The organism is Kitasatospora sp. RG8, from assembly GCF_017813315.1.
GTDB lineage: Bacteria > Actinomycetota > Actinomycetes > Streptomycetales > Streptomycetaceae > Kitasatospora.
In genome coordinates, this window is the sequence record NZ_JAGIYX010000003.1 from 157,471 (window position 1) to 169,397 (window position 11,927).

Here is an 11,927-nt window from a genome sequence, read left to right on the forward strand (position 1 = left end):
CAAGGGTCTTGTCGTATTCCGGACAAGTGCCGGACGGCCGGGCCCGCACCGCCGCCCACCGCTGCCCGGCGGTGGCGTGGACGTCCGCAAGGGGCGCGCGCCACGGCGTTCGCCACCGGAACCGTGCGCACGGACCACAACCGCACCCACGGACGGCACGTTGCATGCGCGTGAACCGCTTCATCCGAACCGCCCACCGCACCCGCCGACTCGCCGCCCGCACGGGCACCGCCCTGGCCCACGGAGCCCGCGCCCTCGTCGCCGCCGTGGTCCGCCTCGACGCCCGCGTCGAGGCCGCCGTGCGCTCCTGGACCCGCCCGCTCACGACCCGTCTGGGCAGTCTGCTCCGCCGTCTCGCCGCCGCCAACTGCAGCGACGCGCTGAGCCGCAGCCTCTCCTGCCGCGCCCGGGAACGCTCCCAGGACGACGGCTAGCCCGGCCGGAGAGGGTTTCCGGGACGACCTCCGCGGCACCCCCGCCGGGAGATGATGCGCCGCCGCGCCCGCCCCGGGGCCCCTCGTCCCTGGGCCCGCGGCCGGACCCCGCCGACAGCCGTGCGCCCCGGAACACCGCCCGTGCGGACGGGCGGTGTTCCGGGGCGCAGCCGTGTCAGGCCTGGCAGATCCCCTTCGCCCAGTCGACGGTCGCGGTGGCCTGCGAGTACTTCCACTCCGGGGCGAGCAGGTCGCGGTCGAGCTGGCCGGCGGCCGTCTTGTCCTCGACGACGTAGCCGAAGTCCTGGAGCCAGGCCGGGTAGAGGTTCTTCGACCCGATGTAGAAGGCCGAGCCGTCGACCGCGACCAGCTTGTGGTGCAGCGCGTACGGGTGCCCGTCCGCCCAGGTGGCGGTGGGGGCGGCGCGGAAGGTGGCGAGCTGGAGGTTGCCGCAGAGCGCGGCGCCGGCCTTGGCCTGGTCGCCGGTGAGGGCGGTCAGCCTGGCCTTGAGGACGTCGCTGATCTCGGCGAGCGACTTGATCTGCGAGTAGCCGCCGCTGCCGATGGTGCCGCGGTTGGCCGGGTCGCTGACCACGATCCGCACCTTCACGCCGGCGGCCAGCTTGCCGGCCAGCGCCTCGTACAGGCGGGAGTCGTAGCGGGGCAGCGGCGGGCAGGTGCCGTTCATGTCCTGCTGGGAGATCTCGATGTGGTCGGTCGCGCTGGAGACGAGCGCCCGCAGGGCGTTCTCCTCCGGGTTGACCGTCTCGTAGTCGCGGTCGGCGTTGGTGTTGTCGTGCAGGGTGAGCGGGCTGCACTTGGCGTCGGCCGCGCCGGGAACGGGGCCGGGCCGGTAGGCGGAGGTGGGGTCGTTGGCCTTGATGCCGACGCCGAGGCCGCCGACGGCGATCACCGGGACGGTGCCGGTGGCGGCCGGGGCTGGGTTGAGGTCCCGCTCCATCGAGGGGCTGCACGCGGCGCCGTTGGAGGAGGCGAACCAGGCGTTGTCGAACACACCGGTGTGACCGCAGGTCCAGTCCCAGAGGGTGTCCAGGTAGCTCGCGGCCGAGCCGGCGGCGGGCCCGGTCAGCGCCAGATCGACGTCCGAGACGGGGTGCGCGGTGTCGAGGTAGTCGTCCTTCCAGCCGTTGATGCCGCCGGCGACGACGCTGCGGCCGTCGACCACCAGCAGCTTGGAGTGGTTCCAGGAGAACGCGGTGCGGGAGGTGGTCATCGACGCCACGTTCAGGGTGACCGAGCCGGCCGCGGGGCCGAGCTTGGCGATCAGCTCGTCCCGGTAGCGGGACGGCAGCACGTTGGCGTTGTAGACGGGCGCGGCGCCGACCATGATCCGCACCTGGAGGCGGTGGCCGGCCGCCACCGAGGCCTTGAGGCCCTCGACCAGGGCGTCCTGGAAGCCGCCGTTGGGGAAGGGCGCGAGGGTGGAGACGTCGACGGTCCGGGTGGCGGCGGCGACGTCCGCCTTCATCCGGGCCAGCAGCGCGCGGGTGCCCGGACGGTCGGCGCAGGCGGCGTCGCCCCAGCAGCCGGGCGTCTGGAGCAGCCAGCCGGCCGGGTCGTCGGCGGAGGCGTTCAGGCTGTTGCCCTCGGTCCGCTGCCAGACCGTGCCCGCCAGGCCGGGCGCCACCTCGCGCAGGGCTCGCTCGACCGCGTCGAGGTGGGCGGTGCCGCCCTCGGCGCCGACGACGGTGCCGGAGGCGGTGCCGGCAGCGGTGTCCGCGTGGGCCGGCAGGGACGAGGCGACGGTGAGCAGGGTGGTGGCTGCGGCGGCGGCCAGGGCCGACCGCACGAGGTGGCCGGACCGGCGGGACCAGGGGAGGTGCACGTGTGGTTCCTTCGAGAAGTGACGGGTGGTTCACCCGTGGGACGACCCGAGATTACCGGAAAGTAACTTGATGTCGAATCTGCGCATGACAATGAGTCACCGGGCCGGAAACCCACCCGTCGTCCGGCCCCCGCCGTCCGACCCCCGCCGATCGGCAGGGCCACCCGGCAGGTGATCCTGACGGCGCGCCAGGCCGCACCGCACACCCCGACGCCGTACCGTCGGCCCATGTCCCTCGGCCTGCTCTCGGCTCTCCTGGCCGCGCTGCTCACCGGCTCAGCCACCGTCCTCCAGGCGGTCGGCGCCCGCCGGGCCGCGGCCGGCCACCGCGCGGGCGACGCGGCCGCGCTGACCGGCGCGCTCCGCCAGTGGCCGTTCCTGCTGGGCATCGGGATGGACATGCTCGGCTTCGCCGCCGAACTCGTCGCCCTGGAACGGCTGCCGCTCTACGAGGTCGAGGCCGTCCTGGCCTCCGCGCTCGCCGTGACCGCCGTCGGGGCCTCCCGCGTCCTGCGGGTCCGGCTGCGCCGCAGCGAGTGGACCGGGGTGGCCGCGGTCTGCGCCGGACTGTGCGTGCTCGCGCTCACCGCCGGGCGGGACGGCAGCGGCCGGGGCGACACCGCGATGCGCGTCGGCGTGCTGCTGGTCGCCGTGGTCCTGACGGTCGCGGGCTGGCTGGTGGTCCGGTTCGCCGGCCGCCGCCGGGCCCCACTGCTCGGACTGGTGGCGGGGCTCCAGTTCGGGGTGGTCGGCGTCGCGGTGCGGGTGCTGCCCGAGCCGCGCCTGCCGCAACTGCTCGCCGAACCCTCGGCGTACGCGATCGCCGTGGCCGGCCTGGGCGGCTTCGCCGCGCTGACCTGGGCGATGCAGAGCGGCTCGGTCACGGCCGCCACGGCGGCGATGGTGCTCGGCGAGACACTGGGCCCGGCCGTCGTCGGGGTGCTCGTGCTCGGCGACCACACCCGGCACGACGCGACACCGCTCGCGGTCGCCGGCTTCGCGACCGCGGTCATCGGCGCACTGACCCTGGCCCGCTTCGGCGACGCCGAACAGCCCGCCGCGGCCCCGGCGCACTGACCCCGCCGCCGACCCCCCTTTCCCCCTGTCGTTGACGAAAGTTGACGATCCATCACGCATGGACCGGTGGGCGAGGTGAAGGGTGCGGGGCGATCGGTCGCACCCGCCCCCGGCGCGGCCTCCACCACCGGCCGCGGCGGGGGCAGGCCGTCCCCGGGAGCCGGCCGGCCCCGGGCGCGACCGCAGCGGCCGCGCCCGGGGCCGGGCCCTCGCCGACGGCTCAGGCGCCGTGGCCGCCCAGGACCTCGCCGACCAGGTCGCGGGCCTCGGCCTGCACGCGGGCCAGGTGCTCGTCGCCCCGGAACGACTCGGCGTAGATCTTGTAGACGTCCTCGGTACCCGACGGGCGGGCGGCGAACCAGGCGTTCTCGGTGCAGACCTTGATGCCGCCGATGGCCGCACCGTTGCCCGGCGCCTCGGTGAGGACGGCCGTGATCGGCTCCCCGGCCAGCTCGTCGGCCTTGACCTGCTCCGGCGAGAGGCGGCCCAGCAGCGCCTTCTGCTCGCGGTCGGCCGGCGCGTCCACACGGGCGTAGGAGGGCGCACCGTGCCGGTCGGTCAGGTCGCGGTAGTACTCGCTGGGCGTGCGGCCGGTCACCGCGGTGATCTCGGAGGCCAGCAGGGCGAGCAGGATGCCGTCCTTGTCCGTCGTCCAGACCCCACCGTCGCGGCGCAGGAAGGACGCCCCGGCGGACTCCTCGCCGCCGAACGCGATCGAGCCCTCCAGCAGCCCGTCGACGAACCACTTGAAGCCGACCGGCACCTCGACCAGGTCGCGCTTGAGGTCGGCCGCCACCCGGTCCAGCATCGAGGAGGAGACCAGCGTCTTGCCCACCGCCGCGTCCGCCGGCCAGTCGGCACGGTGGCGGTACAGGTAGTCGACGGCCACCGCCAGGTAGTGGTTCGGGTTCATCAGGCCGTCGGGGGTGACGATGCCGTGCCGGTCGGCGTCGGCGTCGTTGCCGGTCGCGATCGCGTACTCGTCCCGGCGGCCGATCAGCGAGGCCATCGCGGCGGGCGAGGAGCAGTCCATCCGGATCTTGCCGTCCCAGTCCAGCGTCATGAAGCGCCAGGTCGGGTCCGTGACCGGGTTGACGACGGTCAGGTCGAGGCGGTGCGTCTCGGCGATCCGCCCCCAGTAGGCGACGGACGCCCCGCCCAGCGGGTCCGCGCCGATCCGCAGGCCGGCCGCCCGGATCGCGTCCACATCCAGGACCGAGACGAGGTCCTCGGTGTAGGTGGTGAGGAAGTCGTACCGGCCGGTGGTCGCGGCGGTCAGCGCGCGGGCGTACGGGACGCGCTTGACGCCGCGCAGGCCGTCCCGGATCAGGGCGTTGGCCCGGTCCTGGATCCAGCCGGTGGCCTCGGAGCCGGCCGGGCCGCCGCTCGGCGGGTTGTACTTGAAGCCGCCGTCACGCGGCGGGTTGTGCGAGGGCGTGACCACGATGCCGTCGGCGAGCGCCTGCGGGCTGCGCCGGTTGTGCGCCAGGATCGCGTGCGAGACGGCCGGGGTGGGGGTGTAGCCGTCGGCGCTGTCCAGCAGCACGGTGACGCCGTTGGCGGCCAGCACCTCGACGGCGGTCACCCGGGCCGGCTCGGACAGCGCGTGGGTGTCCGCGCCCAGGAACAGCGGGCCGGTGACGCCCTGCGCGGCCCGGTACTCACAGATCGCCTGGGTGGTCGCGGCGATGTGGTCGTCGTTGAAGGCCGCGTCGAGCGAGGAGCCCCGGTGGCCCGAGGTGCCGAAGGCCACACGCTGGCCCGGCTCCTCCGGGTCCGGGTGCAGGGCGTAGTACGCCGTCACCAGCCGCGCCACGTCCACCAGGTCGTCCGGCTGCGCAAGCTGACCGGCCCGTGCGTGTGCCATACGTGTCTCCCACCAGTCCCTGTCCGTACGCCGGCCCCGCCGGCCCGGCGCTTCCTTGCCCCGTGCTCACCGATCGTAACCAGAACACGACCGGTGGCCGTACCCGGGCACTCGGCGGGTACGGCTCACAGCGGCCGGGACCGGAGTGGAGAAAGACGTGGGACGGACGTGGGGACGGTGAATGGACCGGGGTGGGACAGGGGTGGGACCGGTTCAGGCGGGCAGCTGCTCGCGGAAGGCGTCGAGGGCGGGCGCGGTGGTGGTGGCGACGAACTCCGTCACCGTGTACTCGGCCAGCCCGGCCCGCGTGAACGGGTCGGTGCGGGTGATCTCCTCGATCGTCGCCCGGTCGGCGCCCGCGGCGAGGATGACACCCCCGTCCCGGGGCACCTTGCGGCCGGAGGCGAGGAAGGTGCCGGCCGCGTAGTGCTCCTTCAGCCACTCCACGTGCTCGGCGAGCACGGCATCGATGCGGTCCAGCGGCGCGGTGTAGGTCAGCTCCAGAACGAACATGCGGCCCAGGCTATCCGCCCGCCCCGAGCCGCCGTCAGCCACCCGGCTGCCGCGGGATTTTACCGAACGGTCGACCAACCGGGCCCGCCGCGCGGCTAGCGTTCGAGGCATCCCTGAACAGCAGGCGCGGGCAAGGCCGCGCAGGAAGAGGTGTGCCATGAACCGGATCGACGCTGCGGCCGACGACCGGACCGACGACCGGGGCGACACTCCGGCCGACGACCGGATCGACGTCGCCGCAGCCGCGGCGGCGCTGCCCCTCGCGTGGGACTCGCGGGTCCTGGGCCGGGTGGGCCCGACGGCGGTCAAGGTACTGCGGATGGACGGGCTGCCGGTCGTGGAGGAGCGGCACGACCACACCGAGGTGCTGCTCGTGCTCGACGGCCGGCTGGAGCTGGTCGTGGACGGCGCCGATGTGCCGCTCGGGCCGGGCGGGATGTACGTCGTCCCAGCGGGCGTCCCGCACGCCGTGGCGGCGGGGAGCCGGGGCACCCTGGTGATCGTGGAGGCCGCCGACTGAAACCGGCGCGGCAGCGTGTCAGGCTCAATCATGCCCGGTCAGCGGCCGTTCCGGTAGGACTCAGCACACGTCCGTTTCTCCTTGCCGCGGCACTGCCCCGGCCCGCAGACTCGTCCGCATCCACTCCCCCGGCCCCGTGCCGGCACCCGTCCGCGGGCGCCGTCGCGCACGTCGTGCTGCCCAGCCGGCCGGGAGGAGTCGACGGATCAAGGGGGAATCAGGCATGAACGGTGTGAACCAGGACGCGGTGCTGCGGGCCCGGATGCTGCTGCTCACCACCGACCGGCGGGTGCTGCGCGGGCCGAACGCGCTGTCGGTGTACCGGCTGCTGACCACGGTCGCGCCCGAGGTGTACGGGTCCAAGCTGGCCTACGTGCTGGTCGAGGCGGCCGGCTCCCCGGCGGTGCGTGAACTGCCCGACGCCCGGCGGGCGTTGCTGGACGAGGCGGTCGCGGTGGCGGAGGCGTTGGAGCCGCGGAACCCGTTCCGGGCGAAGGTGCTCGCCCGGGCGCTGGCGGCCCGCCGGGCACTGTGACCCGGCTCCGCCCCGCCCCCGGCCCGGCCCGGGGCGGGGCGGGGCGGGGCGGGGCGGGGCCGTCATCCGGCCCGACGAGCCCGAGCCTCGTCGGGCCGGCGACACCTCGGCAGGGCCGCGATCCGGCCGGTGCCGACAGCCGGGCACGGCCCCGCGCGCCCTGCTCCGCCGAGCGGGGCGCGTGGGGCCGGCTCCGTGTCGCCCGGGGCACCCGGATCGGCGCCCGCCGGGGGGCCCGCCGGGCCGCGCCGTGAGATCGTCGGCCCATGGAACAGCGCGTACTGGGCCGCACCGGTCGGCCCGTCTCGGTGGTGGGACTCGGCACCTGGCAGCTCGGCGCCGACTGGGGTGACGTCCGCGAGGAGGACGCCCTGGCGGTACTGGACGCCTCCGTCGAGGCCGGCGTCACCCTCTTCGACACCGCCGACGTCTACGGCGACGGGCGCAGCGAGCGGCTGATCGGCCGGTACCTGAAGGGGCGTCCGGATGCGGAGGTGTTCGTCGCCACCAAGTTCGGCCGGCGGGTGGAGCAGCGGCCGGAGCACTACCGGCTCGACAACTTCCGCGCCTGGGCCGACCGTTCGCGGGACAACCTGGGCGTCGAGCGGCTCGACCTGGTGCAGCTGCACTGCCCGCCGACGCCGGTGTACTCCACCGACGAGGTCTTCGACGCGCTCGACACCCTGGTCGCCGATCAGCGCATCGCCGCGTACGGGGTCAGCGTGGAGACGTGCGCGGAGGCGCTGACGGCGATCGCCCGGCCGGGTGTCGCCAGCGTGCAGATCATCCTCAACGCGTTCCGGCTGAAGCCGCTGGAGCAGGTGCTTCCGGCGGCGGCCGCGGCCGGGGTGGGCATCCTGGCCCGGGTACCGCTGGCGTCCGGGCTGCTCTCGGGCCGGTACACCGCGCGGACCATGTTCGCCGCGGACGACCACCGCACCTACAACCGGCACGGCGAAGCCTTCGACCAGGGCGAGACCTTCTCCGGGGTGGACTTCGCGACGGGTGTCGAGGCCGCCGCCGCGTTCGCCGCGCTCAGCCCCGAGGGTGCCACGTCGGCCCAGACGGCGCTGCGCTGGATCATCCAGCAGCCGGGCGTCACCACCGTCATCCCCGGCGCCCGCGACACCGGGCAGGCCCGCGCGAACGCGGCCGCCGCGGGCCTGCCGCCGCTCCCGGACGCCACCCTGGCGGCGATCCGCGAGCTGTACGACGAGCGCATCCGGCCGCTCGTGCACGACCGCTGGTGACCACGAGCCCCGGTACCGCCGCGGTGTGACCCACCGCTGGACCCACCGTTGGGCCCGCCGTTGGGCCCGCCGGATGGTGGCCCGCCCGGTCCTCGCCCACGCTGGTGGGCATGGGTAGCAAGCAGTGGGTTCCCGCGGTGGTGCACTGTCGTCCGGGCCAGGTGGCGGGGGCGGACACGGCGGCGGCGCACGTCGCCGGCGACGTCCGCGTCACCGGCCGCTGGGTGAGGGTCTGTACCGGCCACGGCGAGGCGGAGACCTGGATCTCCGCCGCCGCGGTCCAGCGCATCGTGTGGGGGGAGGCGCCGCCCGACGACTGAGCGCGGCCGGCCTCCCGGGCACCGACCCGGGCGCACCAGAGGAGACCCGGCAGGGCAGGCCCCAGCGGGTCGGTTCAGGCCAGGGCGTGCGTGAGGGCCGATGTCCAGTTCGCGAGGGCGCGGCGGGCCAGTCGGCTGTCGGGGGCGTAGCCCTCGAACAGGTGGAACGCTCCTGGTACGACGTGCAGCTCGGTGTGGACGCCGGCGGTCATGAGCCGCCGTCCGTACTCCATCGCCTCGTCGCGGAGGGCGTCGGCCTGGCAGATCTCGACGTAGGCCGGGGGCAGGCCGGCGAGGTCCTGTGCACGGGCCGGGGCCGCGTACTGGTCGGCGGCGGCGGAGCCGAGGTACAGCTCCCACATGCCGCGGGCGACCCGGCCGTCGACGATCCGGCTGTCGGTGCACTCGTCGATGGAGGGGTGGTCGCAGCGGTCGTCGAGGGCAGGGACGAGCAGGAGCTGGAAGGCGAGGGCGGGTCCGCGGCGGTCCCGGGCGGCGAGCGCGACGGCTGCGGCGAGCGCACCGCCGGCCGAGCGGCCGGCGACGGCCAGGCGGGCGGGGTCCACGCCGAGGGCGTCGGCGTTCTCCGCCGTCCAGCACAGGGCGGCGTAGCAGTCGTCGAAGGCGGCCGGGTAGGGGTGCTCGGGGGCCGGCCGGTAGTCGACGGAGACGACCACGGCCCCGGCGGCCAGGCAGATGTCGCGGCAGTTGGCGTCGCCGGTGTCGAGGTCGCCGGAGATGAAGGCGCCGCCGTGGAAGTACAGCACGCAGGGGCGCGGGGCCGTGCCCTGGGCCGTGGGCCGGTAGATCCGGACGTCGAGATCGCCGGCCGGCCCGGGGACGGTGAGCGGTCCGACGGTGATCCGAGGGTCCTCGACGGGGCGGGCTCCCGCCAGCAGGGCACGCACGTACGCCCGGGTCGCCGCCGGGTCGGCCAGCGGGTCGAAGGGCGGTACACGGTCCAGGACCCGGGCTATCTCGGGGTGCAGGCGCATGGGCAACTCCACATCGTCTCATTGATACCGTCGAGGCGCGGAAGCTAACAGTCCCAGTGATACGGTGTCAATGAAACCGAGCGAGCGGGAACGAGTGAGCGGGAACGAGGACGAGGACCATGACGAAGGATCTGACACCCTCCCAACTGGTGGTGCTCGGCCTCATCGCCAGACACGGTCCGATGACGCCCTACGACCTCAAGTCCAAGGTCGAGTCCTCCGTCGGCACCTACTGGCCCGTCCCCCACGCCCAGCTCTACCGCGACCCGCCGCGCCTGGCCGAACTGGGCCTGCTGCGCGAGGACGCCGAGGAGCACGGCCGCCGACGCCGCGTCTTCCACCTGACCGGCGCCGGACACGAGGCCCTGCGCGAGTGGCTCGCCGATCCGACGACACCCGAGCCGGAAACCCGGAACCCCGCGCTGCTCAAGCTGACGTTCGCGGACCTGGGCGCACCCGGACAGGTGGCCGAGCTGGCCTCGGCGCAGGCGGCGCAGCACCGACGGTGGCGCGACGAGTACCGGGAGCTCCGCGCCCGGCTCGACCCGCACGCCCCGGACACCACGGCCCGCACCCGGCTCCTGACACTCGGCATCGCACACGAGCAGGGCTATGTCGCGTTCTGGGAGGCGCTGGCGGCCGACCCGGAAGGGACCGGCGAGCCGGGGCCGGAGCCCGGGAGCCCGTAGCCGGGCCGATCACGGTTGTCCGCAGCACGGCACCGCTTCACTCGGCCACGACCCGCGCCGCACCTCCGCGCCCCTGGACCGCCGCGCCCCGCCCCCGGAACCGCCCCGCCCCACCCCGCCCTCGAACCGGTCCGGGGGCGGGGCGATTGCGTGTGTACGCGCCGACTGCGGTACAACACTGCAAATATGACGATTGATCGGAGACATCTGTAATGAGCAAGTCAGCCCTGCCACGTCGCGGCCTGCTCGTGGGGGCGGCGGCCACGGTCATCGGGTGGAACACCGCCGGGCGTTCCTGGGCGGTCGCCCCCTCCGAGCGGACCGCCGAGGGGGTCGAGGGGGCCGGGGGCGCCGAGGAGGCCGGCGCCTTCGCCGCGCTGCCACGGCTGGACGGCAGCGTCGTCGTCGATCCCGGCACGCTCGCCCGCTTCGGGGGCGACTTCGGGCACCTGGTCACCGCCGCGCCCAGGGCCGTCCTGCGCCCCGGGTCGGTGAACGACGTCGCCGCGGTCGTGGGCTTCGCCCGGCGGCACCGCATCCCCGTCGCGATGAACGGCCAGAGCGGCACCGGCACGGCCGCCGAGCTGGAGTCGCACTCCAGCTACGGGCAGGCCACCGCGCCCGGCGGTATCGCCGTCGACGCCCGCGGCCTGGACCGGATCGTCGCCATCACCCCCGGCCGGGCCGTGGTGGAGGCCGGCGTCACCTGGGCGCAGCTGACCGACGCCGCGCTCGCCCAGGGGTGGATGCCGCCCTGTCTGACGGACTATCTGCACCTGTCCGTCGGCGGGACGCTGAGCGTGGGCGGGATCGGCGGCGCCGTGCAGCGGTTCGGGCTCCAGGCGGACACCGTCGAGTCGGTCGACGTGGTCACCGGGACCGGGCAGCTGGTCACCGCCTCCCCCACCGCCGACCGGGAGCTGTTCGAGGCGGTGCTGGCCGGCGGCGGCCAGGCCGGGATCATCGTCCGCGCCACCCTGCGCCTGGTCCGGGCCCGCGAACGGGCGCTGGTGTTCAACCTGTTCTACGACGACCTGGGACTCTACCTGGCGGACCAGGAGCGGCTGATGACCGAGCAGCGCTTCGACCTCCAGGTCGGCGACGTCGCCCGCAACGCCGCCGGCACCGGCTGGCGCTACAAGGCGGAGCTCGTCGCCCACTACGACGGCACCGCCGCACCCGACCGCGAGGCCCTGCTGCGCGGACTGCGCTGCAACCCCGCCGAGACCACCGTGGTGGACCAGACCGCGCGCGAGTACGCGTTCCGGGTGGACGGCTTCGCCGACTACCTCAAGGCGGCCGGACTCTGGGGCCAGCCGAAGCCGTGGATGAGCCTCTTCCTGCCCGCCTCGACCACCGAGACGTTCGTGCGCGAGGCGGAGGCGCTGCTGACGCCCGAGGACCTGGGCGCCGGGCTGCTGCTCTTCTACCCCTTCCGGACCGACCGGTTCACCCGCCCGATGGCCGTGATGCCGGCCGAGCCCGTCGGCTGGCACTTCGACCTGCTCTCCTTCCCCACCCCCGGCACCGACCACGCCGCCGCCCTCCGCCGCAACCGACGGCTCTACGACCGGGCCGTGGCACTCGGCGGCAAGCGGTACATCATCGGCGCGATCCCGGACATGACCCGCACCGACTGGCGGCGCCACTACGGCACCCGCTGGGCCGACGCGGTGGCCGCCAAGCGCCGCTACGACCCGGCGGGCATCCTGACCCCGGGCCAGGGCATCCACGCCTGACCGCGAGCGTGAGGGTGTGGACGGCTCCGCCCGGGGGTCCGCCCGTCCGCCCGGCTCGGGGCTCGGGCCCTTCCGCCGCTCGGGCCCTTCCGCCCCCGAGCCCCGAGCCCGCGGGACGGCCGCGCCTCACCTGGTAGCACGC

Annotated in this window: 12 protein-coding genes; 8 read left to right on the forward strand and 4 right to left on the reverse strand. The window is 74.8% G+C overall.

What is annotated here, in order from left to right; genetic code table 11:
• Nucleotides 1-170 precede the first annotated feature (170 nt).
• A complete protein-coding gene (locus J5Y04_RS06060; protein ID WP_209410789.1) occupies nt 171-434 on the forward strand; it encodes a hypothetical protein in 264 nt (87 codons plus the stop codon).
• A 175-nt stretch (nt 435-609) separates the two neighbouring features.
• Here J5Y04_RS06060 and J5Y04_RS06065 read toward each other — a convergent pair whose 3' ends face one another.
• Nucleotides 610-2,280 carry a phospholipase D-like domain-containing protein gene (locus J5Y04_RS06065; RefSeq protein ID WP_307852951.1) on the reverse strand — a complete coding sequence of 557 codons (1,671 nt, stop codon included), beginning with the start codon at nt 2,278-2,280 and terminating at the stop codon, nt 610-612.
• A 228-nt stretch (nt 2,281-2,508) separates the two neighbouring features.
• Here J5Y04_RS06065 and J5Y04_RS06070 point away from each other — a divergent pair, with 228 nt between their 5' ends.
• A complete protein-coding gene (locus J5Y04_RS06070; RefSeq protein ID WP_209410790.1) occupies nt 2,509-3,357 on the forward strand; it encodes a hypothetical protein in 849 nt (282 codons plus the stop codon).
• A gap of 220 nt (nt 3,358-3,577) precedes the next feature.
• Here the strand turns inward: J5Y04_RS06070 and pgm are convergent, their stop codons facing one another.
• Both pgm and J5Y04_RS06080 read right to left on the reverse strand, forming a co-directional pair.
• Nucleotides 3,578-5,224, reverse strand: coding sequence for a phosphoglucomutase (alpha-D-glucose-1,6-bisphosphate-dependent) (pgm, locus tag J5Y04_RS06075; RefSeq protein ID WP_209410791.1), 1,647 nt, complete (start codon nt 5,222-5,224; stop codon nt 3,578-3,580).
• 213 nt (nt 5,225-5,437) lie between these two features.
• Nucleotides 5,438-5,737, reverse strand: a complete 300-nt coding sequence (locus J5Y04_RS06080) for a YciI family protein (RefSeq protein ID WP_148640613.1) — start codon at nt 5,735-5,737, stop codon at nt 5,438-5,440.
• A 157-nt stretch (nt 5,738-5,894) separates the two neighbouring features.
• Here J5Y04_RS06080 and J5Y04_RS06085 point away from each other — a divergent pair, with 157 nt between their 5' ends.
• The 4 genes from J5Y04_RS06085 to J5Y04_RS06100 all read left to right on the forward strand — a co-directional run bounded on the left by J5Y04_RS06085 (nt 5,895) and on the right by J5Y04_RS06100 (nt 8,362).
• Complete coding sequence (locus J5Y04_RS06085) at nt 5,895-6,257, forward strand: cupin domain-containing protein (RefSeq protein WP_209410792.1); 363 nt, start codon at nt 5,895-5,897, stop codon at nt 6,255-6,257.
• Nucleotides 6,258-6,480: 223 nt separating this feature from the next.
• A complete protein-coding gene (locus tag J5Y04_RS06090; RefSeq protein WP_245204363.1) occupies nt 6,481-6,792 on the forward strand; it encodes a hypothetical protein in 312 nt (103 codons plus the stop codon).
• Nucleotides 6,793-7,058: 266 nt separating this feature from the next.
• Nucleotides 7,059-8,042, forward strand: a complete 984-nt coding sequence (locus J5Y04_RS06095; RefSeq protein WP_209410793.1) for an aldo/keto reductase — start codon at nt 7,059-7,061, stop codon at nt 8,040-8,042.
• Between the two features lie 110 nt (nt 8,043-8,152).
• On the forward strand, nt 8,153-8,362 hold the full coding sequence (locus J5Y04_RS06100; protein ID WP_209410794.1) for a hypothetical protein: 210 nt from the start codon (nt 8,153-8,155) through the stop codon (nt 8,360-8,362).
• 74 nt (nt 8,363-8,436) lie between these two features.
• Here J5Y04_RS06100 and J5Y04_RS06105 read toward each other — a convergent pair whose 3' ends face one another.
• Nucleotides 8,437-9,357: an alpha/beta hydrolase gene (locus tag J5Y04_RS06105; protein WP_245204364.1), complete on the reverse strand. Its 921-nt coding sequence runs from the start codon at nt 9,355-9,357 to the stop codon at nt 8,437-8,439.
• Nucleotides 9,358-9,476: 119 nt separating this feature from the next.
• On the opposite strand from J5Y04_RS06105, the gene J5Y04_RS06110 reads away from it, so the two are divergent.
• Both J5Y04_RS06110 and J5Y04_RS06115 read left to right on the forward strand, forming a co-directional pair.
• Nucleotides 9,477-10,046: a PadR family transcriptional regulator gene (locus J5Y04_RS06110; protein WP_209410796.1), complete on the forward strand. Its 570-nt coding sequence runs from the start codon at nt 9,477-9,479 to the stop codon at nt 10,044-10,046.
• A 212-nt stretch (nt 10,047-10,258) separates the two neighbouring features.
• Nucleotides 10,259-11,785, forward strand: a complete 1,527-nt coding sequence (locus J5Y04_RS06115) for an FAD-binding protein (protein WP_209410797.1) — start codon at nt 10,259-10,261, stop codon at nt 11,783-11,785.
• The last annotated feature ends 142 nt before the right edge of the window (nt 11,786-11,927 follow it).

What these genes read in the sequence shown, in the direction of transcription:
- J5Y04_RS06110 (WP_209410796.1), top strand. Translation starts at nt 9,477, where the DNA reads ATGACGAAGGATCTGACACCCTCCCAACTGGTGGTGCTCGGCCTCATC.
- J5Y04_RS06085 (WP_209410792.1), top strand. Translation starts at nt 5,895, where the DNA reads ATGAACCGGATCGACGCTGCGGCCGACGACCGGACCGACGACCGGGGC.
- pgm (WP_209410791.1), bottom strand. Translation starts at nt 5,224, where the DNA reads ATGGCACACGCACGGGCCGGTCAGCTTGCGCAGCCGGACGACCTGGTG.
- J5Y04_RS06095 (WP_209410793.1), top strand. Translation starts at nt 7,059, where the DNA reads ATGGAACAGCGCGTACTGGGCCGCACCGGTCGGCCCGTCTCGGTGGTG.
- J5Y04_RS06105 (WP_245204364.1), bottom strand. Translation starts at nt 9,357, where the DNA reads ATGCGCCTGCACCCCGAGATAGCCCGGGTCCTGGACCGTGTACCGCCC.
- J5Y04_RS06070 (WP_209410790.1), top strand. Translation starts at nt 2,509, where the DNA reads ATGTCCCTCGGCCTGCTCTCGGCTCTCCTGGCCGCGCTGCTCACCGGC.
- J5Y04_RS06090 (WP_245204363.1), top strand. Translation starts at nt 6,481, where the DNA reads ATGAACGGTGTGAACCAGGACGCGGTGCTGCGGGCCCGGATGCTGCTG.
- J5Y04_RS06100 (WP_209410794.1), top strand. Translation starts at nt 8,153, where the DNA reads ATGGGTAGCAAGCAGTGGGTTCCCGCGGTGGTGCACTGTCGTCCGGGC.
- J5Y04_RS06115 (WP_209410797.1), top strand. Translation starts at nt 10,259, where the DNA reads ATGAGCAAGTCAGCCCTGCCACGTCGCGGCCTGCTCGTGGGGGCGGCG.
- J5Y04_RS06080 (WP_148640613.1), bottom strand. Translation starts at nt 5,737, where the DNA reads ATGTTCGTTCTGGAGCTGACCTACACCGCGCCGCTGGACCGCATCGAT.